The organism is Pseudomonas sp. NUPR-002 (assembly GCF_056322725.1).
On sequence record NZ_CM150476.1, the window covers coordinates 1,062,346 to 1,082,532 of the forward strand.

Here is a 20,187-nt window from a genome sequence, read left to right on the forward strand (position 1 = left end):
CACTATGGGCGTGACCAACCGGTTAGCCTGCTACTCCGACCCCGCTGACCATTATTCTCATCGGGTGCGCATCGTTCTCGCCGAGAAGGGTGTCAGCTGCGAGATCATCAATGTCGATCCTGGTCGTCTGCCGCCCAAACTGGTCGAAGTGAACCCCTATGGTGGCGTACCGACCCTGGTCGATCGCGATCTGGCGTTGTATGAGTCGACGGTGGTGATGGAATACCTCGACGAGCGTTATCCGCACCCGCCATTGTTGCCGGTCTATCCGGTGGCACGGGCCAACAGTCGCTTGCTGATGCACCGTATCCAGCGCGACTGGTGTGCGCTGGTTGATCTGATTCTCGACCCGCGGACCAAGGACGCCGCCCGTGCTCAGGCGCGCAAAGAGCTGCGCGAAAGCCTGACCGGGGTGTCACCGCTGTTTGCTGACAAGCCTTGTTTCCTCAGTGAGGAGCAAAGTCTGGTCGATTGTTGTCTACTGCCCATACTCTGGCGTCTGCCGGTGTTGGGAATTGAACTGCCGCGGCCGGCCAAGCCGTTGCTCGATTACATGGAGCGACAGTTTGCCCGCGAAGCTTTCCAGGCAAGCCTGTCCGCTGCTGAACGTGAAATGCGCTAGGTTTTAAGGAGCTGTCGATGAACTCCAGTCGCCCCTATTTGGTACGTGCACTCTATGAGTGGATCGTCGATAACGACTGCACCCCCCACATACTGGTCAATGCCGAGTACCCGGCGGTACAGGTGCCTCAGGGCTTTGCCAGTGATGGTCAGATTGTCCTGAATATCTCGCCCAGTGCAGTGCGTCATCTGCACATGGATAACGACGCGGTGAGCTTTGAGGGTCGCTTTGGTGGCGTTGCTCATACCCTGTTTGTGCCAGCCGGAGCGATTCTTGGTATTTATGCCCGGGAAAACGGTCAGGGCATGGTCTTTGAGCTTGAGCCGCCGCTGCTGGAAGACGATGAGTACGAAGAAGACGAGGGCGTTGAGCCGGACGATGATGGTCCGCCAGCGGGTGGGCAGCCGCCGCGTCCAAGCGGGCGTCCTAGCCTGAAGGTTGTGAAGTAACCCAACTGTCTTGCACCACCGGTGGGAGCGGCGGTGCGGCGACCCGACTTGCCCCGCGATTGCGGTCTGACCGTCGCACCATAATCGGGGGCAAGCCCGCTCCCACAGGATAAAAAAAGGCGATCCATCTGGATCGCCTTTTTTTTGTCCGGCCTGATTACAGGTCGGTGATGGTGCGAACCTGGTCTTTGTTGACGCGGGTTACTTTGCCATCGAGTTGTTCGAACTCGTAGAAGCCGGAGCTGCGCTCGTAGTGAGGTGCGTCGATTGCCTGGAACTCGCGGCCGTCGTTGAGGGTAATCAGGCTGGGGGTGGAGCAGCCGGCCAGGGTGGCGAAAGCGCCGATCAGAAGGGTCGACAACAGGCCGTTTTTCATGGGTACTTCCTTGGCTATGAATGATCGCGGGGCAAGCCCGCTCCTACAGGTGGGAGTGGGCTTGCCCCGCGAAGGGTGGATTAATCAATGTACTCGAACAGCTTGACGATCTTCTGTACGCCCGACACGCCCTGCACCAGGCTGGTGGCGCGGGCCGCTTCCTGTTGGGTCAGCAGGCCGAGCATGTAGACGATGCCGTTCTCGGTGATCACCTTGATCCGCGAGCCGGGGATGTTGGCATCGGTGAGCATCTGGGTCTTGATCTTGGTGGTCAGCCAGGCGTCGTTGTTGCGCGCCAGGATCGAGGAGGGCGGCAGTACCTGCAGCTCGTTGTGCACCTTCTTCACTCGCTGAACCTGGCCTGCGGCTTGTTCGGCCAGGCTTTTCAGGTCGGCGCGTGGGGTTTGTCCGGCGAGCAGGACGATGCCATTGAAGCTGCTGACAACGATGTGCGAGTTCTTGTCCAGGTCAGGGCTGGCCTTGGCAACGTTGACCGAAACCTTGGTTTCGATCAGCGAGTCATCGATTTTGCTGCCGAAGGTGCGGGTGCCCCGGTCATCTTCAATCGGCGTGTCGCGGGTGGCGGTAAGGACCGAGCTGCAGCCGGTCAGGCTCAGGCACAGGGTCAGGGCCATCAGGCCGATGTGCTTAGGGGTCATTCTTCACTCCCGAACAATTGGCTGTCGATCAGATCGCAAAGGCAGTGGATCGCCAGCAGGTGGACTTCCTGGATACGTGCGGTGACGTTGGCCGGTACGCGAATCTCGACGTCTTCTGGCAGCAGCAGCGAAGCCATGCCGCCGCCGTCGCGTCCGGTCAAAGCTACGACAATCATTTCGCGATCATGTGCGGCCTGGATCGCTTGAATGATGTTTGCCGAGTTACCGCTGGTCGAAATTGCCAGTAGCACGTCACCGGGCTGGCCCAGGGCGCGGATCTGCTTGGAAAAAATTTCGTTGTAGCTGTAGTCGTTGGCAATCGAGGTAATGGTCGAACTGTCGGTGGTCAGGGCGATGGCTGGCAAGCTTGGGCGCTCGCGCTCAAAGCGGTTGAGCAGTTCGGAGGAGAAGTGCTGGGCGTCGCCGGCCGAGCCGCCGTTGCCGCAGGCAAGCATTTTGCCCTCGTTGAGCAGCGCATTGACCATGACCTGACTGGCTTGCTCGATGTGGGGTGCAAGGACTTCCATCGCCTGTTGCTTGGTGTTGATGCTGGCCTGAAAAAGCTGGCGAATTCGGGATTGCATGTCCATCAGTGAGACCTTAAGTAGGGCGGCTGGCCGGGCGTGTCGGGAGTGTACAGAAAAGGTCCCGGCACATGACTGTGCAGCCCGCGAAGCAAAGAGCAAAAAAGGTTATAGGGGTAAACGTGCAGGGTCTGGGCGGGCTCAGCATTCAAAAGCGTTTTTCAGCCATTGGAGCGCTTGGCCCGAGTGGCCTCTGCCTTGCACGGCGATTACATCGAAACGGCAGGGGTGGGTGGCCCAGCGTGTTTCCTTGTGCAGAAAAGATTCGGCGGCGAGCACCAGTCTGTTCTGCTTGCGCCCGTCGATACTGCCGAGCGCACCGCCAAAGTTCGCATGCAACCGATAGCGAACTTCGACGAATACTACTGTATCGCTGTCGAGCATGACCAGATCAAGCTCACCACCTTTGCATCGCCAGTTCTGCGCCAGCAGGTTCAGGCCTTGCCCTTGAAGGTACTCAAGGGCGTGCCGTTCGGCGGCCTGGCCGGCGTGCTGGCGCGAACTGTCGGGCATCAGCGCGGGGTATCAGGCAGACGCTTGATTTGCCCGCCAGAGAACTCTGCCCAAGGCAGCTGGCGCTCGATACGCTGGTTAGGGTTCATGCTCAGGCTGCCGGAGAAGCCTTCGATGCGGTTGTCTGGCAGAGCCTTGAGCTGCCCCAGGCGTGGCGCCAGGCTGTAGGCATCGATACCCATGGCATACAGGCGGCCGAGGCTGCCAGCGGCTTGTGGCCACTGGCTGACGACCTGCTGGCGCAGGTTGTTGGTGGTGTCAAGCAGCCACGGGGTTTCGCAGAAGCGAATGCCGTTCATGTCGTTGTACTGGTTGACGTCACCGCTGGCGCTGTACAGGTGCGAGGTGGCGTAGACCGGAACGTCACCCGCGTACTGGAAGTTCAGGGTCGGCTTGATCTGCTGGCCTTGCTGCGGTGTGGCGGCGAGGAAGATGAAGTCGATGTCCTGGCGGCGCGATGGCTGGGCCGAGACGCTGCCGCCTACGGCGTCTTGCAGGCTCTTGGCGCGGCCTTCGCTTTGGCGCAGCTGGAACAGGTCGGCGATCTGCTGGGCCAGTGCTACGGGCTGGTCGATATGTTCAGCGGCGAGCAGGGTGCCGCCGCGGGCTTCCCAATCCTGGCGGAAGGCCTTGAGCACGCGATCGCCCCATTCGCCACGCGGAACCAGGGCAACGGCGCGGACCATGCCATCGGCGTGGGCGCGGCGCGACACTTCGCGGGCTTCGTCTTCGGCGGCGAGACCGAACTGGAACAGTTGCGCCGGGCCTTTCTGGCCAGCGTCGCTGTAGTTCAGGGCCAGGGTGGTGATGGGCAGTTGCGGGCGAGCGGCAAGCTGCTTGACCAGTGGTTTTTCCAGCGGGCCGACGACCAGCTGGGCGCCAGCGGCCTGGGCCTGGCGGTAGAAGTCATCCAGGGACGTCAGGCGTGAGCTGTCGAATACTTCGATGGCCGGTGGTTTCTGTCCGGCTTGCTGGGCCTGGAAGTGCGCGGCCATGAAGCCATCGCGCAGGGCGCGGGCAACACCGGCCAGTTGGCCTTCCTGTGGCAGCAGCAGGGCAATCTTGGTCAGCGGTTGGCTGGCCATTTCCTTGAGCTTGACCAGCGGCAACGGCAATTGCAGTGCAGCAGGATGCTCAGGGTGTTGGCTGCGCCAGGTATCAATGGCGGCTTGCTGCTGCTCCAGGGTGCCGGCGCTTTTTACCGCCAGGGCCAGGCTGGCCCAGCCGGCCAGTGGCTCGCTGCCGGCGCTGGCGCTTTGCAGTTGTTCGGCAGGCAGGGCGGCGACCAGGTTCCAGATGGCGTCCTGGTTGGCGCTGGCGGCGTTGCCGGTCAGCAGCGGTGCCAGGTCTACGCGGGTCTGGGCGGCGGCCAGGGTCTGGCCATTGGCCTCTTGTACGTTGGCCAGGACGCTGCGGGTGCGTCGTTGCTGATCTTCGGGCAGCTCACCCAGGCGCGCCAGGCTTGGATGGCTCAGGGCGGTCAGGGCGGCTTTGGGTTGATTGCGGCTCATGGCCAGTTCAGCGCTCAGCGTGCTGGCGAAGATCTGTTGGGCCGGCTTGAGCTGATCGACCGGTACCTGCTCGAGGATTCGCGCTGAGCGCACATTGTCCTTTTGCTGATACGCCAGGTCGGCGGCGCTCAGGCGCAGCAACGCGGCGTCTTCCGGGGTCTTGCTGGTGTTGGCCTGTTCAAGCAGTTGCTCGATGCTGGCGTCCGGGGTGCGCGGCAGTTCGCCGAGGCTCGACGAGGGCGAGCTGGCGCAGGCTGCCAGCAAGGCGGCGAGGCAAAGGGCTGTGAACAGCCGCAGGCAAGCGATCATGTAAAGGTCCTGTTACTCGATCAAATTAACGGGCAATTGTACCCAAGCACTGGCCGGGGCGCGATGTTGCTGGTGTTAATCCTTCAATATAGGTGGTGCAAAGCAGTCTGCAGGCGGTCCAGGTTACGCATTGTTGCCGTCAGTCGGGCTACAATGGCGCTTTGTTCAAATGACAGGTGTGTGCTGTGACTGATGTTCCAGGGGCTTCCCATTCCACTGCCGGCACGCTTTACGTGGTGGCCACGCCGATCGGCAACCTGGATGACATGAGTGCGCGGGCACTGAAAGTGCTCAGTGATGTGGCGCTGATCGCCGCTGAAGACACCCGTCACTCCGTGCGTTTGCTGCAACATTTCGGGATCAATACGCCGCTGGCGGCCTGCCACGAGCACAACGAGCGGGATGAGGGCAGCCGCTTTCTCACGCGTTTGCTGGCGGGTGACAACGTGGCGCTGATCTCCGATGCCGGCACCCCCCTGATTTCTGACCCGGGCTACCACCTGGTGCGCCAGGCGCGGGCTGCCGGCATTGCCGTGGTGCCCGTGCCAGGGGCCTGCGCCTTGATCGCGGCACTGTCGGCGGCGGGGCTGCCATCGGATCGTTTCATCTTCGAAGGCTTCCTGCCTGCCAAGGCGGTCGGCCGCCGGGCGCGTCTGGAGCAAGTAAGGGAAGATCCGCGTACCTTGATTTTCTACGAGGCGCCGCACCGGATTCTTGAATGCCTGCAGGACATGGAGACAGTGTTCGGCCCCGAGCGCCCGGCATTGCTGGCGCGCGAGCTGACGAAAACCTTCGAAACCCTCAAGGGCTTGCCGTTGGCAGAATTGCGCGCGTTCGTTGAAGCAGACAGCAACCAGCAGCGTGGTGAGTGCGTGGTGTTGGTCGCTGGTTGGACTGCACCGGAAGATGAGCAGGCGGTCAGCAGCGAAGCGATGCGCGTGCTTGATCTGCTGTTGGCCGAGATGCCGCTCAAGCGCGCGGCGGCTTTGGCGGCGGAAATCACCGGCGTGCGCAAGAATGTGCTGTATCAGGTGGCCTTGGAAAAACAGAAAGACAAATAGTGGCTTTGTACTACTATTGGTTTTATCGCTTGTTCTTGGGCCTCCGTACCGTTAACCTTTGCGGCGGAGAGTCGATCGGACAGTCGCTGCCTTCTTTTGTTCCGCAAAAGAGGGGGGAGGAAAGTCCGGGCTCCATAGGGCAGAGTGCCAGGTAACACCTGGGGGGCGTGAGCCTACGGAAAGTGCCACAGAAAATAACCGCCTAAGCACTTCGGTGCCGGTAAGGGTGAAAAGGTGCGGTAAGAGCGCACCGCACGACTGGCAACAGTTCGTGGCTAGGTAAACCCCACTCGGAGCAAGACCAAATAGGGTTCCATATGGCGCGGCCCGCGTTGGAACCGGGTAGGTTGCTAAAGGCGTCCAGTGATGGCCGTCGTAGAGGAATGACTGTCCTCGACAGAACCCGGCTTACAGATCGACTCTCCGCTTTTCCCTCTCCTGCTTGAATCGATAGCAGATGCGCCTTCGTAATATCGAAAAAATCTTACTCTTAATAAATCACTTTAACTTCGGGCTCTATTTGTCTGAATGAGTTTGATTTTTTTTGTAAGAAATCTCCCAAGGTTGTCCTTCCATCTTCCTACAATGCGCTAAATCTCCGTTCTGTAAGGGATTTCCTTATAGGCGTGCCTTGACGGTGTGGTAGGCGGATTCCTATAGTGTGCGCAAGTGGCAGAAAGTGGCATGAAGTGGGTTTTCTGATCACAAAAAAGCTAACAAGTGGGGAATCGCAGCCGTGTTCCGCGGAGCCAACGCCATCAACCTCGACGCAAAGGGCCGTCTCGCAATGCCGAGCCGGTACCGTGACGAGCTCGATTCGCGTAGTTCCGGGCAGTTGATCGTGACCATCGACGCGGTTGACCCCTGCTTGTGTGTATACCCGCTCGATGAGTGGGAACTGATTGAAGCCAAGTTACGCGCGTTGCCGTCATTGCGTGAAGAGAACCGTCGCCTGCAGCGTTTGCTGATCGGCAATGCGGTGGATCTGGAGCTTGATGGCAGTGGGCGTTTCCTGGTGCCTCCGCGTTTGCGCGAATACGCCAAGCTCGACAAGAAGGCGATGCTGGTGGGGCAACTGAACAAATTTCAGCTGTGGGATGAGGATGCCTGGAACGCAGTTTCGGCAGCCGACCTTGCAGCTATTCAACAACCGGGCGCCATGCCTGATGAACTGCGTGATTTGATCCTGTGACTATAAATAGCGGCTTTAACCACATCACCGTACTGCTTGACGAAGCCGTCGAGGCTCTCGCCGTACGCGCCGATGGCTGCTATTTGGATGGCACCTTCGGACGCGGCGGCCATAGCCGCCTGATTCTCAGCAAGCTCGGGCCGCAAGGGCGGCTGCTGGGTTTCGACAAAGATCCTCAAGCGATTGCCACCGGGCAAGCGCTGGCGGCCGAAGACGGCCGCTTTGTCATTGTGCAGCGCAGTTTTGCCGAGCTCGGTGCGCAAGTGCGCGAGCTGGGTATCGACGGCAAGGTCAGCGGCATCCTGCTTGACCTGGGGGTGTCTTCGCCACAGTTGGACGACCCTGAGCGTGGCTTCAGTTTCCTCAATGACGGCCCGCTGGACATGCGTATGGACCCAAGTCGCGGCGTGAGCGCTGCCGAGTTCATTGCCACGGCGCCTGAAGAAGAAATTGCCCGGGTATTCAAGGAATACGGTGAAGAACGCTTTGCCAAGCGCATGGCTCGCGCGGTGGTATTGCGCCGCGAGCAAACTCCTTTCACCCGTACCGCAGACCTGGCCGAAGTGCTCAAGGTCGCCAACCCTGCCTGGGAAAAGGGCAAGAACCCGGCGACCCGTGCGTTCCAGGGCCTGCGTATTCACGTCAATAACGAGTTGGGCGACCTCGAAGCCGGTCTTGAAGCCGCACTTGATGCCCTGGAAATCGGTGGCCGCCTGGTGGTCATCAGCTTCCATTCGCTGGAAGACCGCATCGTCAAACTGTTCATGCGCAAGCTGGTCAAGGGCGAGGCCGACAACCTGCCGCGCAACCTGCCGGTTCAACACAAAGCGTTTGAACCTCGTATCAAAGTACATGGCAAAGCGCAGTTCGCCTCTGAAGCTGAACTCAAGGCCAACCCACGTTCGCGCAGTGCTGTGATGCGCGTTGCCGAGAAGCTGCGGTGAGCCGCCTGTTCGCCAAGCCTTTGCCAGGCGGAAGCTTCCTGATGCTTCTGCTGTTTATTGCCGTGCTCGTTTCTTCGGTGGCGGTGTCGTACAGCGCGCACTGGAACCGCCAACTGCTCAATGCCCTGTATGGCGAACTCAACGAACGTGACAAGGCCCAGGCCGAATGGGGTCGGCTGATCCTTGAGCAAAGCACCTGGACGGCACACAGCCGTATCGAGAACCTCGCCAGTGAGCAGCTGAAAATGCGCATCCCGGCCGCTGACGAAGTGCGGATGGTGGCGCCATGATGAAGCTCGAAGGTGCACTCTATCCGTGGCGGTTCCGTGTGGTCATTGCCCTGCTGGCGTTGATGGTCGGCGCGATTGCCTGGCGCATCATCGACCTGCAAGTGGTCGATCGTGACTTCCTCAAAGGCCAGGGCGATGCCCGTAGCCTGCGCCATATCCCGATTCCTGCACACCGCGGGCTGATCACCGACCGTAACGGTGAACCGCTGGCGGTCAGTACGCCGGTCACGACCTTGTGGGCCAACCCCAAGGAAATGCAAGCGTCCAAAGAACGCTGGCCAGCGTTGGCTGCTGCGCTCAAGCAGAACCCGCAGCAATTGGCGCAGCGTCTGGAGCAATCGGCCAACAAAGAATTCATCTACCTGGTGCGTGGCTTGACCCCGGAACAGGGGCAAGTGGTGCTCGATCTCAAGGTTCCTGGTGTCTACGGCATCGAGGAATTTCGTCGTTTCTACCCGGCCGGTGATGTTGCCGCGCACATGGTTGGCTTTACCGACCTGGATGACCATGGCCGTGAAGGGGTGGAGCTGGCCTACGATGAGTGGCTGGCCGGCGTGCCCGGCAAGCGGCAAGTGATCAAGGACCGGCGTGGCCGGCTGATCAAAGACATTCAGGTAACCAAAAACGCCAAGGCCGGAAAGACCTTGGCGTTGTCCATCGACCTGCGCCTGCAATACCTGGCCACGCGCGAGCTGCGCAATGCCATTGCCGAGCAGGAAGCCAAGGCCGGCAGCCTGGTGATTCTCGATGTGAAAACCGGTGAAGTGCTGGCCATGGTCAACCAGCCCACCTACAACCCCAACAACCGTCGCAGCATGTTCCCGGCGGCCATGCGTAACCGCGCGATCATCGACGTCTTCGAGCCTGGTTCCACGGTCAAGCCGTTGTCCATGAGTGCGGCCCTGCAAAGCGGGCGCTGGAAGCCGACCGACAAAGTCGAAGTCTATCCGGGCACCTTGCAACTGGGGCGTTACACCATTCGTGACGTGTCCAGGAGTGAGGGGCCGATCCTTGACCTGACCGGCATTCTGATCAACTCCAGTAACGTCGGCATGAGTAAGATCGCCTTCGATATCGGTGGTGAGTCGATCTACCGGGTGATGTCCCAGTTGGGTCTGGGCCAGTACACCGGTCTGGGCTTCCCGGGTGAGCGGGTCGGTAACCTGCCCAATCACCGTGAGTGGCGCAAGGCTGAAACGGCGACCTTGTCTTATGGCTATGGCCTTTCGGTAACCGCGCTGCAGCTGGTTCACGCCTACGCGGCGCTGGCCAACGACGGCAAGATGGTGCCGCTGAGCATTCTCAAGGTCGACAAAACCCCAGAGTCCACGCAGGTTGTGCCGGTCGAAGTCGCCAAGACCATTCAAGGCATGGTGCAGCAAGTGATCGAAGCGCCGCGCGGTGTATTCCGCGCCCAGGTGCCGTTCTACCACGTCGGTGGCAAGAGTGGTACGGCGCGTAAGGCGACCATTGGCTCCAAAGGCTACACCGAGAATTCCTACCGCTCGCTGTTCGCTGGCTTCGGGCCGATGAGCGATCCGCGTTACGCCGTGGTCGTGGTGATCGACGAGCCGAGCAAGGGTGGCTACTTCGGTGGCCTGGTCTCGGCCCCGGTATTTAGCAAGGTCATGTCTGGCACGTTGCGCCTGATGAATATTCCGCCGGATAACCTGCCGCCGGCGACTCCACAGCAGCAAGCCGATGCTGCGCCCGCCAAAGGAGGGCGCGGTTAATGACGATGCCATTGAGTAAACTTTTCGCCCAGGCCAGCCGCGATCCGTTGATCCGCGAGTTGACCCTGGACAGCCGTAAAGTACGCCCGGGCGACCTGTTCCTGGCGGTGCCGGGTGCGCTGGTCGACGGTCGTGAGCACATTGCCGATGCACTCAAGCGTGGGGCGGCGGCGGTGGCTTATGAGGCTGAAGGTGCCACCGTACTGCCGATCACTGAAGTCCCATTGATCCCGGTGAAGGGCTTGATCGCACAGCTTTCGGATATAGCCGGGCGCTTTTATGGCGAGCCAAGCCGACAGTTGAATCTGGTCGGTGTGACCGGTACCAACGGTAAAACCAGCGTCACTCAGTTGGTGGCGCAAGCGCTGGACAAGCTTGGTCAGCGTTGCGGCTTGATCGGCACCTTGGGTACTGGGTTTTATGGCGAACTGCAAAGCGGTCGCCTGACGACGCCGGATCCGATTGCGGTGCAGGCGACACTGAATGATCTGAAAAAGGGCGGTGCCAAGGCCGTAGCGATGGAGGTTTCCTCGCATGCGCTGGAGCAAGGACGGGTTGCGGCGCTGGACTTCGATATTGCGGTGATGACCAACCTGTCGCGTGATCACCTGGACTATCACGGCAGCATGCAGGCCTATGAAGCCGCCAAGGCACGTCTGTTTGCCTGGTCGAGCCTGAAATGCCGGGTAGTTAACCTGGATGACGATTTCGGTCGTCGTCTGGCGGCTGAAAAGGGCGAATCGCGTCTGATCAGCTACAGCCTCAAAGACAGCAGTGCTTCTCTGTACTGCCGCGAAGCGCATTTTGACGATGATGGCGTGCGCGCGGTGATTGTCACTGCACAGGGCGAACGCACCTTGCGTAGCCGCCTGCTCGGCCGCTTCAACTTGAGCAACATGCTGGCCGCCGTCGGCACCTTGCTGGCGCTGGACTATGCGCTGGATGAAATCCTCAAGGTCACCCCGCTGCTGGAAGGGCCGGTCGGCCGTATGCAGCGCCTCGGGGGCGGTAGTAAGCCGCTGGTGGTCGTTGACTACGCCCACACACCGGATGCCCTGGAGCAAGTGCTGCAGGCTCTGCGCCCGCACGCCAAAGGCCAGCTGCTGTGCTTGTTCGGTTGCGGTGGTGATCGTGATCGCGGCAAGCGCCCGTTGATGGCCGAAGTGGCCGAACGCCTGGCCGACCGCGTGCTGGTCACCGATGACAACCCGCGCACGGAAGACCCACAACAGATTTTTGCCGACATCCGCCCTGGTTTTGCCAATGCCGATGCCGTCCAGTTCGTCGCCGGGCGTGGTGCGGCCATTGCCCAGCTGGTCGCTGGTGCAGGGGTTGATGATGTGATTGTCCTGGCCGGTAAAGGGCATGAGGACTATCAGGAAATCAACGGCGAGCGCCACGATTTCTCCGATCTGGTCGAGGCCGAGAAAGCCCTTGCTGTCTGGGAGGCTCCCCATGCTTAAGCCTTTGACCCTCAGCCAACTGACCGCGCCACTGCAAGGCCGTCTGCTGGGTGCTGATGCTCAATTTGATGGTGTCAGCATCGACAGCCGCGCAATCGTTGCCGGGCAATTGTTTGTTGCCCTGGCCGGGCCGCGCTTCGATGGCCACGACTATTTGAATGAGGTTCAGGCCAAAGGCGCCGTTGCCGCGCTGGTCGAGCGTGAAGTGCCCGGCAGCAGCCTGCCGCAGTTGCTGGTTGCCGATTGCCGTCTGGCCCTGGGCCAGTTGGGTGCGCTGAACCGCGCTGCGTTCGACAAGCCTGTCGCCGCCATCACCGGTTCCAGCGGCAAGACCACGGTCAAGGAAATGCTCGCCAGCATTCTGCGCACGCGTGGCCCGGTTCTGGCAACCCGTGGCAACCTGAACAACGACCTCGGCGCGCCACTGACCCTGCTCGAAATTGCGCCTGAGCACACTGCCGCAGTGATCGAACTGGGTGCCTCGCGCATCGGTGAAATCGCTTATACCGTCGGTTTGACCAAGCCGCAGGTGGCGGTGCTCAACAACGCCGGGACCGCGCATGTCGGCGAGTTCGGCGGGCCGGAAAAAATTGTCGAAGCCAAAGGCGAAATCATTGAAGGCCTGGATCAGGATGGCACGGCCATATTGAATCTGGATGACAAGGCCTTTGGCATCTGGAAACAGCGTGCTGGCAAGCGCCGTGTGCTGAGCTTTGCCCTGAGCAACCCGGCTGCTGACCTGTACGCCGCGAACATTGCCCCGGATCAGCGCGGTTGCCCGGCATTCGATCTGCACAGCCCGATGGGTGTCGAGCGGGTTCAACTGAATTTGCTCGGTACCCACAACGTTGCCAACGCACTGGCCGCCGCGGCTGCCGCACATGCCTTTGGTCTGACGCTGGACGGTATCGTCGAGGGCTTGAATAACGTGCAACCGGTCAAGGGCCGCACTGTCGTGCAGATGGCTGCCAACGGTGTACGGGTGATCGATGACACTTACAACGCAAACCCCACCTCGATGTGCGCTGCCGTTGATATACTTGCCGGCTTTTCCGGGCGCACCGTTCTGGTGCTCGGGGATATCGGTGAATTGGGCCAGTGGGCCGAGGAAGGCCATCGGCAGGTAGGCGAGTACGCCAAAGACAAGGTATCGGCACTCTACGCGGTGGGCCAGAACATGGCACATGCGGTAGCAGCGTTCGGTGCCAATGCCCGACATTTCGCTAATCAAGCTGACCTGATCGACGCCGTTCGCGCCGAACAGGCCACCAATACCACTATTTTGATCAAGGGCTCGCGTAGCGCTGCGATGGAGAACGTCGTAGCGGCTTTGTGTGGTTCCAGCGGGGAGAAACATTAATGCTGCTGCTGTTGGCTGAGTATCTGCAACAGTTTTACAAAGGCTTCGCGGTCTTCCAGTACCTGTCCCTGCGCGGGATTCTTGGTGTACTGACCGCGTTGTCGCTGGCCCTGTGGCTGGGCCCGTGGATGATTCGCACCCTGCAGATTCGTCAGATCGGCCAGGCAGTTCGTAACGACGGCCCGCAATCGCACCTGTCCAAATCCGGCACCCCGACCATGGGGGGTGCACTGATTCTTTCGGCGATCGGTATCAGCACCTTGCTGTGGGCCGACCTGACCAACCGCTACGTCTGGGTGGTGTTGATCGTTACCCTGCTGTTTGGCGCGATCGGCTGGGTCGACGACTACCGCAAAGTCATCGAGAAGAACTCGCGTGGCTTGCCAAGCCGCTGGAAGTACTTCTGGCAATCGGTGTTCGGCCTGGGCGCCGCGATTTTCCTTTATGTAACTGCACCGAGCAGCGTCGAAACCACGCTGATCGTACCGATGCTCAAGGATGTCACCATCCCGCTGGGTATTGGCTTCGTGGTGCTGACCTACTTCGTGATCGTCGGTTCGAGTAACGCGGTGAACCTGACCGACGGCCTCGATGGCCTGGCAATCATGCCAACGGTCATGGTCGGTGGTGCGCTGGGTATCTTCTGCTACCTGTCGGGCAACGTGAAATTTGCCGAATACCTGCTGATTCCGTACGTGCCGGGCGCCGGTGAGCTGATTGTGTTCTGCGGCGCTTTGATCGGTGCCGGCCTGGGCTTCCTGTGGTTCAACACTTACCCAGCCCAGGTGTTCATGGGCGACGTCGGTGCGCTGGCACTGGGCGCTGCTTTGGGCACCATCGCCGTGATCGTTCGTCAGGAAATCGTCCTGTTCATCATGGGCGGCGTGTTCGTCATGGAGACCTTGTCGGTGGTGATCCAGGTCGCTTCGTTCAAGCTGACCGGCAAGCGTGTGTTTCGTATGGCCCCGATCCATCACCACTTTGAACTCAAGGGTTGGCCCGAGCCGCGGGTGATCGTCCGTTTCTGGATTATCACCGTGATTCTGGTGCTGATCGGCCTTGCCACCCTGAAACTGAGGTAGAAACGCGTGTCACTGATCGCTTCTGACCACTTCCGCATCGTTGTCGGCCTCGGCAAGAGCGGCATGTCCCTGGTTCGCTTCCTGGCGAACCGGGGCGTTGCCTTTGCGGTCGTCGACACCCGTGAACAACCGCCGGAACTGGAAACCCTGCGTCGCGATTACCCGCAGGTAGAAGTGCGCTGTGGTGAGCTGGACGTAGAGTTCCTGTGCCGCGCCGACGAGCTGTACGTCAGCCCAGGCCTGGCCCTGGCCACTCCGGCGCTTCAGCAGGCAGCGGCCCGTGGCGTGAAGCTGTCCGGTGATATCGAACTGTTCGCACGCAATGCCAAGGCGCCGATCATCGCGATCAGCGGTTCCAACGCGAAAAGCACCGTGACCACCCTGGTTGGCGAAATGGCCGCAGCGGCCGGCAAGCGCGTTGCCGTGGGCGGCAACATTGGTACGCCAGCGCTGGACCTACTCAGCGACGACGTCGAGCTGTACGTCATGGAGTTGTCGAGCTTCCAGCTGGAAACCACCGATCAGCTCAACGCTGAAGTCGCGACTGTGCTCAACGTCAGCGAAGACCACATGGACCGCTACAGTGGCCTGCCGGCCTATCACCTGGCCAAGCACCGGATCTTCCGGGGCGCGCGGCAAGTGGTGGTCAACCGTCAGGATGCCCTGAGCCGTCCGTTGCTGGCAGAAGGTCAGCCGTGCTGGACCTTCGGTTTGAATACCCCTGATTTCAAAGCCTTCGGCTTGCGCGAAGAAAACGGTGAGAAGTTCCTGGCGTTCGAGTTCCAGAACCTGATGCCGGTGCGCGAACTGAAAATCCGTGGTGCGCATAACCAGTCCAATGCCCTGGCGGCGCTGGCGCTGGGGCATGCCGTAGGCTTGCCGTTTGACGCCATGCTCGCCAGCCTGCGCACCTTTTCCGGCCTCGCCCATCGCTGCCAGTGGCTGCGCGAACGCGACGGCGTGAACTGGTACGACGATTCCAAGGCCACCAATGTCGGGGCTGCGCTGGCGGCCATCGAAGGCCTGGGTGCCGACATCGATGGCAAGCTGGTGCTGGTTGCCGGTGGTGATGGCAAGGGTGCTGATTTCAGCGCGCTGCGGGCACCTGTTGCGGCGCACTGCCGTGCGGTGGTGCTGCTCGGGCGCGATGCCGAACTGCTGGCTCAGGCCTTGGGCGATGAGGTGCCACTGATCCGCGTCAAAACCCTGGATGAAGCCGTACAACAGTCGGCTGCCCTGGCGCAGCCTGGCGATGCCGTGTTGCTTTCCCCGGCGTGCGCGAGCCTCGACATGTTCAAGAACTTCGAAGAGCGCGGGCGTCTGTTCGCCCAAGCGGTAGGGGGGCTGGCATGATCTTCGGCATCATCAAGCCGTATCCGTCGCCGCTGATCAGCGGTCGTGGTATCGACCTGGATTTCGCCATGCTCGCCGGCTGCCTGGCGCTGCTCGGCCTTGGCCTGGTGATGATCACCTCGGCGTCCTCGGAAGTGGCCGCCGCGCAGTCGGGCAACCCGCTGTACCACATGTTCCGCCACCTGGTGTATGTCGCCATTGGTGTGGTCGCCTGCATTGTCACCATGATGGTGCCGATCGCCACCTGGCAGAAGATGGGCTTCGCCATGCTGGTCGGTGCCTTCGCCTTGCTGGTGTTGGTGTTGGTGCCGGGTATCGGTCGTGAAGTGAACGGTTCGATGCGCTGGATCGGCTTTAGCTTCTTCAACGTTCAGCCTTCGGAAATTGCCAAGGTGTTCGTGGTGATCTACCTGGCCGGCTACCTGGTGCGTCGCCAGACCGAAGTGCGCGAAAGCTGGATGGGCTTCTTCAAGCCCTTCATCGTTTTGCTGCCGATGGCGGGTCTGCTGCTGATGGAGCCGGACTTCGGCGCCACTGTAGTAATGATGGGCGCCGCCGCCGCGATGCTGTTCCTCGGCGGGGTGGGCCTGTTCCGCTTCAGCTTGATGGTGGTGCTGGCGGTGGCCGCGGTGTTCGTTCTGGTACAGGCCCAGCCTTACCGGATGGCGCGTCTGATTACCTTTACCGACCCATGGTCCGACCAGTTCGGTTCCGGCTACCAGCTGACCCAGGCGCTGATTGCCTTCGGGCGTGGCGAGTGGCTGGGCGTGGGCCTGGGCAATAGCGTGCAGAAGCAGTTCTACCTGCCAGAAGCGCACACCGACTTCGTGTTCTCGGTACTCGCCGAAGAACTGGGCGTGGTCGGCTCGCTGGTGACTGTGGCGCTGTTCGTGTTCGTCACCGTGCGTGCCTTGTACATCGGCTTGTGGGCCGAGAAAGCCAAGCAATTCTTTGCGGCCTACGTGGCCTTTGGCCTGGCCTTCCTGTGGATCGGCCAGTTCCTGATTAACATCGGCGTGAACGTCGGCCTGCTGCCAACCAAGGGCCTGACCTTGCCGTTCCTCAGCTACGGCGGTAGCTCGCTGGTGATCTGCTGCGCCTGTGTCGGGCTGTTGCTAAGGATCGAGTGGGAGAGTCGTACCCATTTGGGTAGCGAAGAGCACGAATTCAATGAAAGCGATTTTGCCGAGGAGCCGAATCATGGCCGCTGACGGCAAGAATGTTTTGATCATGGCAGGCGGTACCGGGGGCCACGTGTTCCCGGCCCTGGCCTGCGCCCGTGAGTTCCAGGCGCGCGGTTACACCGTGCACTGGCTGGGCACCCCGCGTGGTATCGAGAACGAACTGGTGCCGCAGGCGGGTTTGCAACTGCACCTGATTCAGGTCACCGGTCTGCGTGGCAAAGGTAAGTTGTCGTTGCTCAAGGCGCCGTTCACCTTGGTGAAAGCGGTGCTGCAGGCGCGGCGCATCATTCGTCAGCTCAAGCCGGTCTGCGTGATCGGCTTTGGCGGTTACGTGACCGGCCCAGGCGGCGTGGCTGCGCGGCTCTGTGGAGTACCGGTGGTGGTGCACGAACAGAATGCCCGTGCCGGTACCGCCAATCGGCTGCTGGTGCCGTTGGCTGGCCGAGTCTGCGAAGCTTTCCCCGGCACATTTGCGACTTCGCAAAAGTTGCGTACCACTGGCAACCCGGTGCGCAGCGAGCTGTTTCTGCAAACCCCGCGCGAGCCTCTGGGCGCGCGTCGGCCACGTTTGTTGGTGCTGGGCGGAAGCCTGGGCGCCGAACCGTTGAACAAACTGCTGCCCCAGGCCCTGGCCCAGGTGCCCGCGGACATTCGTCCCGAGGTGTTCCACCAGGCTGGCAAGCAGCACGATCAGATTACCGCCGAGCGTTATCGCGAGGCCGGAGTCGAGGCTCAGGTAGAGCCGTTTATCAAGGACATGGCCAAGGCATATGCCTGGGCCGATCTGGTGGTCTGCCGCGCAGGCGCGCTGACCGTCAGTGAGCTGGCTGCAGCCGGCTTGCCCTCGATGCTGGTGCCTTTGCCCCATGCCATCGACGATCACCAGACCCACAACGCCCATTATCTGGCCCGTGAAGGCGCTGCCTTCCTGATGCCACAAGCGACAACTGGCGCAGCGCAACTCGCTGAACGCCTGAACGAGGTGCTGATGCAACCGGAAAAACTCTCCACCATGGCCGCCACTGCCCGGCGCCTGGCCAAACCTGCAGCAACCCGCACCGTGGTCGATATTTGCCTGGAGGTGGCCCATGGTTGAACGCCAGAAAGCCATGCCACAACCAGAGATGCGCCGTATCCGCCGTATCCACTTCGTCGGTATCGGCGGCGTGGGTATGTGCGGGATTGCCGAAGTACTGCTGAACCTGGGTTATCAGGTATCGGGCTCGGACCTCAAAACCTCGCCGGTCACTGAGCGTCTGGAATCCTTCGGTGCACAGATTTTCATCGGCCACCGTGCCGAGAACGCTGCCAGCGCTGACGTGCTGGTGGTGTCCAGCGCCATCAATCCGGCCAACCCGGAAGTTGCCACGGCCCTTGAGCGCCGTATCCCGGTAGTACCGCGTGCGGAAATGCTCGCTGAGCTGATGCGCTATCGCCACGGCATCGCCGTCGCCGGTACCCACGGCAAAACCACCACCACCAGCCTGCTGGCGTCGGTGTTTGCTGCCGGAGGCCTGGACCCGACGTTCGTCATCGGTGGTCGTCTGAATGCAGCGGGCACCAATGCCCAGTTGGGCACCAGCCGCTACCTGATCGCCGAAGCCGACGAAAGCGACGCCAGCTTCCTGCACCTGCAGCCGCTGGTAGCGGTGGTCACCAACATCGACGCCGATCACATGGCCACCTACGAAGGCGACTTCAACAAGTTGAAGAAAACCTTCGTCGAGTTCCTGCACAACCTGCCGTTCTACGGCCTGGCGGTCATGTGCCTGGACGACCCGGTAGTGCGCGAGATTCTGCCGCAGGTCAAACGCCCGGCGGTGACCTACGGCTTCAGCGAAGAAGCCGACGTGCGCGCCATCAATGTGCGTCAGTCGGGTATGCAGACTCACTTCACCGTGCTGCGTCGCGACCGCGAGCCACTGGATGTCTCGGTCAACATGCCGGGTAACCACAATGTGCTCAATGCCCTGGCGACCATCGCTATTGCCACCGACGAAGGCATCAGCGACGACGCCATCGTCAAGGGCCTGTCGGGCTTCCAAGGGGTAGGGCGGCGCTTCCAGGTGTACGGCGAACTGCCGGTCGACGGCGGCAGCGTGATGCTGGTGGACGACTACGGTCATCACCCGACCGAAGTGGCGGCGGTGATCAAGGCCGTGCGTGGTGGTTGGCCTGAGCGGCGCCTGGTGATGGTTTATCAGCCGCACCGCTACAGCCGTACCCGCGACCTGTACGACGACTTCGTCCAGGTGCTGGCCGACGCCAACGTACTGCTGCTGATGGAAGTCTACCCAGCCGGCGAAGAGCCGATCCCGGGCGCCGACAGCCGTCAGCTGTGCCACAGCATCCGTCAGCGCGGTCAGCTCGACCCGATCTACATCGAGCGTGGTATCGAACTGGCGCCGCTGGTCAAGCCGCTGCTGCGCGCCGGGGACATCCTGCTGTGTCAGGGCGCCGGTGACATCGGTGGCCTGGCTCCGCAACTAATCAAGAGTCCGTTGTTCGCTGGTGCCGTTGCCAGTCAGGGGAAGTCGAAATGACTGATAACCAATACGCCAAGCTGCATTCGACCATTGCCGTAAAAGACTTCGGCCGTGTTGCCGTGCTCTACGGTGGCAAAAGCGCAGAGCGAGAGGTATCGCTGAAATCCGGCGCGGCGGTCATCGACGCGCTGACCAGCGCCGGTGTTGACGTCGTGGCGATTGATGTCGGCGACGACCTGCTCGACCGTCTGCAAAGCGAGAAGATCGACCGCGCCTTCATCATCCTTCACGGCCGTGGCGGTGAAGACGGCAGCATGCAGGGCCTGCTCGAGTGCCTGGGTATCCCGTACACCGGCAGCGGCATCCTGGCGTCGGCCTTGGCGATGGACAAACTGCGCACCAAGCAGGTGTGGCAGAGCTTGGGTATTCCGACCCCGCGTCACGCCGTGCTGAGCAGCGAAGCTGACTGTATTTCTGCCGGCGCGGAACTGGGCTTCCCTTTGATCGTCAAACCGGCCCATGAAGGCTCTAGTATCGGTATGGCGAAAGTGACCGGCGTCGACGAATTGATCGCTGCCTGGAAAGATGCCGCCACCTACGATTCGCAAGTGTTGGTCGAACAATGGATTCACGGTCCGGAGTTCACCGTCGCGACCCTGCGTGGCCAGGTGTTGCCACCGATCGCCCTGGGTACGCCGCACACCTTTTACGACTACGACGCCAAGTACATCGCCAACGATACCCAGTACCGCATTCCGTGCGGTCTGGACGCGGCCAAAGAGCAGGAACTGATCGACCTGACCGCCCGCGCCTGTGATGCCGTTGGCATTGCCGGCTGGGGACGTCTGGATGTCATGCAGGACGAGCAGGGGCGTTTCTGGCTGCTCGAAGTCAACACCGCACCAGGCATGACCGATCACAGCCTGGTCCCTATGGCGGCACGTGCGGCCGGTCTGGACTTCCAGCAGTTGGTGCTGGCGATCCTGGCGGCCAGTGTCGAGGCGCGAGGTTAAGCC

At 61.2% G+C, this 20,187-nt stretch carries 20 protein-coding genes and 1 other RNA gene; 16 read left to right on the forward strand and 5 right to left on the reverse strand.

Annotated elements, in window-relative coordinates; all coding sequences use genetic code 11:
- Positions 1 to 4 precede the first annotated feature (4 nt).
- Positions 5 to 622: a glutathione S-transferase N-terminal domain-containing protein gene (locus ACVWSC_RS04975; RefSeq protein WP_442112314.1), complete on the forward strand. Its 618-nt coding sequence runs from the start codon at positions 5 to 7 to the stop codon at positions 620 to 622.
- Between the two features lie 17 nt (positions 623 to 639).
- Entirely contained in the window at positions 640 to 1,071 is a 432-nt protein-coding gene (locus ACVWSC_RS04980; RefSeq protein WP_442112315.1) for a ClpXP protease specificity-enhancing factor, read from the forward strand.
- A 157-nt stretch (positions 1,072 to 1,228) separates the two neighbouring features.
- Here the strand turns inward: ACVWSC_RS04980 and ACVWSC_RS04985 are convergent, their stop codons facing one another.
- The 5 genes from ACVWSC_RS04985 to ACVWSC_RS05005 all read right to left on the reverse strand — a co-directional run bounded on the left by ACVWSC_RS04985 (position 1,229) and on the right by ACVWSC_RS05005 (position 5,023).
- Positions 1,229 to 1,447 carry a YgdI/YgdR family lipoprotein gene (locus tag ACVWSC_RS04985; protein WP_442112316.1) on the reverse strand — a complete coding sequence of 73 codons (219 nt, stop codon included), beginning with the start codon at positions 1,445 to 1,447 and terminating at the stop codon, positions 1,229 to 1,231.
- Positions 1,448 to 1,527: 80 nt separating this feature from the next.
- Positions 1,528 to 2,106 (reverse strand): BON domain-containing protein, encoded by a 579-nt coding sequence (locus ACVWSC_RS04990; protein WP_442112317.1) that lies wholly within the window; start codon positions 2,104 to 2,106, stop codon positions 1,528 to 1,530.
- The gene (locus ACVWSC_RS04995; protein ID WP_026001179.1) at positions 2,103 to 2,696 is read right to left on the reverse strand and encodes a phosphoheptose isomerase; all 594 of its coding nucleotides are present in this window, start codon (positions 2,694 to 2,696) and stop codon (positions 2,103 to 2,105) included. Before ACVWSC_RS04995 ends, ACVWSC_RS04990 begins: the two co-directional genes overlap by 4 nt.
- Positions 2,697 to 2,831: 135 nt before the next feature.
- Positions 2,832 to 3,203, reverse strand: a complete 372-nt coding sequence (locus tag ACVWSC_RS05000) for a YraN family protein (protein ID WP_442112318.1) — start codon at positions 3,201 to 3,203, stop codon at positions 2,832 to 2,834.
- Entirely contained in the window at positions 3,203 to 5,023 is a 1,821-nt protein-coding gene (locus ACVWSC_RS05005; RefSeq protein ID WP_442112319.1) for a penicillin-binding protein activator, read from the reverse strand. Before ACVWSC_RS05005 ends, ACVWSC_RS05000 begins: the two co-directional genes overlap by 1 nt.
- 185 nt (positions 5,024 to 5,208) lie before the next feature.
- On the opposite strand from ACVWSC_RS05005, the gene rsmI reads away from it, so the two are divergent.
- From rsmI to ACVWSC_RS05075, 14 genes are all read left to right on the forward strand, one after another.
- Entirely contained in the window at positions 5,209 to 6,084 is an 876-nt protein-coding gene (gene rsmI / locus ACVWSC_RS05010; protein WP_442112320.1) for a 16S rRNA (cytidine(1402)-2'-O)-methyltransferase, read from the forward strand.
- 67 nt (positions 6,085 to 6,151) lie between these two features.
- An RNA gene (gene rnpB / locus ACVWSC_RS05015) (RNase P RNA component class A) lies at positions 6,152 to 6,511 on the forward strand.
- A 309-nt stretch (positions 6,512 to 6,820) separates the two neighbouring features.
- A complete protein-coding gene (mraZ, locus tag ACVWSC_RS05020; RefSeq protein ID WP_010220775.1) occupies positions 6,821 to 7,276 on the forward strand; it encodes a division/cell wall cluster transcriptional repressor MraZ in 456 nt (151 codons plus the stop codon).
- Positions 7,273 to 8,220, forward strand: a complete 948-nt coding sequence (gene rsmH / locus ACVWSC_RS05025) for a 16S rRNA (cytosine(1402)-N(4))-methyltransferase RsmH (protein WP_442112321.1) — start codon at positions 7,273 to 7,275, stop codon at positions 8,218 to 8,220. Before mraZ ends, rsmH begins: the two co-directional genes overlap by 4 nt.
- Positions 8,217 to 8,510 carry a cell division protein FtsL gene (gene ftsL / locus ACVWSC_RS05030; RefSeq protein ID WP_442112322.1) on the forward strand — a complete coding sequence of 98 codons (294 nt, stop codon included), beginning with the start codon at positions 8,217 to 8,219 and terminating at the stop codon, positions 8,508 to 8,510. Before rsmH ends, ftsL begins: the two co-directional genes overlap by 4 nt.
- The gene (locus ACVWSC_RS05035; RefSeq protein WP_442114257.1) at positions 8,510 to 10,243 is read left to right on the forward strand and encodes a peptidoglycan D,D-transpeptidase FtsI family protein; all 1,734 of its coding nucleotides are present in this window, start codon (positions 8,510 to 8,512) and stop codon (positions 10,241 to 10,243) included. The genes ftsL and ACVWSC_RS05035 overlap by 1 nt, the downstream gene beginning before the upstream one ends.
- The gene (locus tag ACVWSC_RS05040; RefSeq protein ID WP_442112323.1) at positions 10,243 to 11,706 is read left to right on the forward strand and encodes a UDP-N-acetylmuramoyl-L-alanyl-D-glutamate--2,6-diaminopimelate ligase; all 1,464 of its coding nucleotides are present in this window, start codon (positions 10,243 to 10,245) and stop codon (positions 11,704 to 11,706) included. Before ACVWSC_RS05035 ends, ACVWSC_RS05040 begins: the two co-directional genes overlap by 1 nt.
- A complete protein-coding gene (locus ACVWSC_RS05045; RefSeq protein ID WP_442112324.1) occupies positions 11,699 to 13,066 on the forward strand; it encodes a UDP-N-acetylmuramoyl-tripeptide--D-alanyl-D-alanine ligase in 1,368 nt (455 codons plus the stop codon). The genes ACVWSC_RS05040 and ACVWSC_RS05045 overlap by 8 nt, the downstream gene beginning before the upstream one ends.
- Positions 13,066 to 14,148 carry a phospho-N-acetylmuramoyl-pentapeptide-transferase gene (gene mraY, locus ACVWSC_RS05050; RefSeq protein WP_442112325.1) on the forward strand — a complete coding sequence of 361 codons (1,083 nt, stop codon included), beginning with the start codon at positions 13,066 to 13,068 and terminating at the stop codon, positions 14,146 to 14,148. The genes ACVWSC_RS05045 and mraY overlap by 1 nt, the downstream gene beginning before the upstream one ends.
- 6 nt (positions 14,149 to 14,154) lie before the next feature.
- Positions 14,155 to 15,501: a UDP-N-acetylmuramoyl-L-alanine--D-glutamate ligase gene (gene murD, locus ACVWSC_RS05055; RefSeq protein WP_442112326.1), complete on the forward strand. Its 1,347-nt coding sequence runs from the start codon at positions 14,155 to 14,157 to the stop codon at positions 15,499 to 15,501.
- Entirely contained in the window at positions 15,498 to 16,712 is a 1,215-nt protein-coding gene (ftsW, locus tag ACVWSC_RS05060; RefSeq protein ID WP_442112327.1) for a putative lipid II flippase FtsW, read from the forward strand. The genes murD and ftsW overlap by 4 nt, the downstream gene beginning before the upstream one ends.
- Positions 16,702 to 17,781, forward strand: coding sequence for an undecaprenyldiphospho-muramoylpentapeptide beta-N-acetylglucosaminyltransferase (murG, locus tag ACVWSC_RS05065; protein ID WP_442112328.1), 1,080 nt, complete (start codon positions 16,702 to 16,704; stop codon positions 17,779 to 17,781). Before ftsW ends, murG begins: the two co-directional genes overlap by 11 nt.
- Positions 17,774 to 19,228, forward strand: coding sequence for a UDP-N-acetylmuramate--L-alanine ligase (gene murC, locus ACVWSC_RS05070; RefSeq protein WP_442112329.1), 1,455 nt, complete (start codon positions 17,774 to 17,776; stop codon positions 19,226 to 19,228). Before murG ends, murC begins: the two co-directional genes overlap by 8 nt.
- Positions 19,225 to 20,184 (forward strand): D-alanine--D-alanine ligase, encoded by a 960-nt coding sequence (locus ACVWSC_RS05075; protein ID WP_442112330.1) that lies wholly within the window; start codon positions 19,225 to 19,227, stop codon positions 20,182 to 20,184. Before murC ends, ACVWSC_RS05075 begins: the two co-directional genes overlap by 4 nt.
- The last annotated feature ends 3 nt before the right edge of the window (positions 20,185 to 20,187 follow it).

Bases quoted from the DNA above. Each gene is read 5' to 3' on its own strand.
- ACVWSC_RS04975 (WP_442112314.1), top strand. From the start codon at position 5: ATGGGCGTGACCAACCGGTTAGCCTGCTACTCCGACCCCGCTGACCAT.
- ACVWSC_RS04980 (WP_442112315.1), top strand. From the start codon at position 640: ATGAACTCCAGTCGCCCCTATTTGGTACGTGCACTCTATGAGTGGATC.
- ACVWSC_RS04985 (WP_442112316.1), bottom strand. From the start codon at position 1,447: ATGAAAAACGGCCTGTTGTCGACCCTTCTGATCGGCGCTTTCGCCACC.
- ACVWSC_RS04990 (WP_442112317.1), bottom strand. From the start codon at position 2,106: ATGACCCCTAAGCACATCGGCCTGATGGCCCTGACCCTGTGCCTGAGC.
- ACVWSC_RS04995 (WP_026001179.1), bottom strand. From the start codon at position 2,696: ATGGACATGCAATCCCGAATTCGCCAGCTTTTTCAGGCCAGCATCAAC.
- ACVWSC_RS05000 (WP_442112318.1), bottom strand. From the start codon at position 3,203: ATGCCCGACAGTTCGCGCCAGCACGCCGGCCAGGCCGCCGAACGGCAC.
- ACVWSC_RS05005 (WP_442112319.1), bottom strand. From the start codon at position 5,023: ATGATCGCTTGCCTGCGGCTGTTCACAGCCCTTTGCCTCGCCGCCTTG.
- ACVWSC_RS05035 (WP_442114257.1), top strand. From the start codon at position 8,510: ATGAAGCTCGAAGGTGCACTCTATCCGTGGCGGTTCCGTGTGGTCATT.
- ACVWSC_RS05040 (WP_442112323.1), top strand. From the start codon at position 10,243: ATGACGATGCCATTGAGTAAACTTTTCGCCCAGGCCAGCCGCGATCCG.
- ACVWSC_RS05045 (WP_442112324.1), top strand. From the start codon at position 11,699: ATGCTTAAGCCTTTGACCCTCAGCCAACTGACCGCGCCACTGCAAGGC.
- mraY (WP_442112325.1), top strand. From the start codon at position 13,066: ATGCTGCTGCTGTTGGCTGAGTATCTGCAACAGTTTTACAAAGGCTTC.
- ftsW (WP_442112327.1), top strand. From the start codon at position 15,498: ATGATCTTCGGCATCATCAAGCCGTATCCGTCGCCGCTGATCAGCGGT.
- murG (WP_442112328.1), top strand. From the start codon at position 16,702: ATGGCCGCTGACGGCAAGAATGTTTTGATCATGGCAGGCGGTACCGGG.
- murC (WP_442112329.1), top strand. From the start codon at position 17,774: ATGGTTGAACGCCAGAAAGCCATGCCACAACCAGAGATGCGCCGTATC.
- ACVWSC_RS05075 (WP_442112330.1), top strand. From the start codon at position 19,225: ATGACTGATAACCAATACGCCAAGCTGCATTCGACCATTGCCGTAAAA.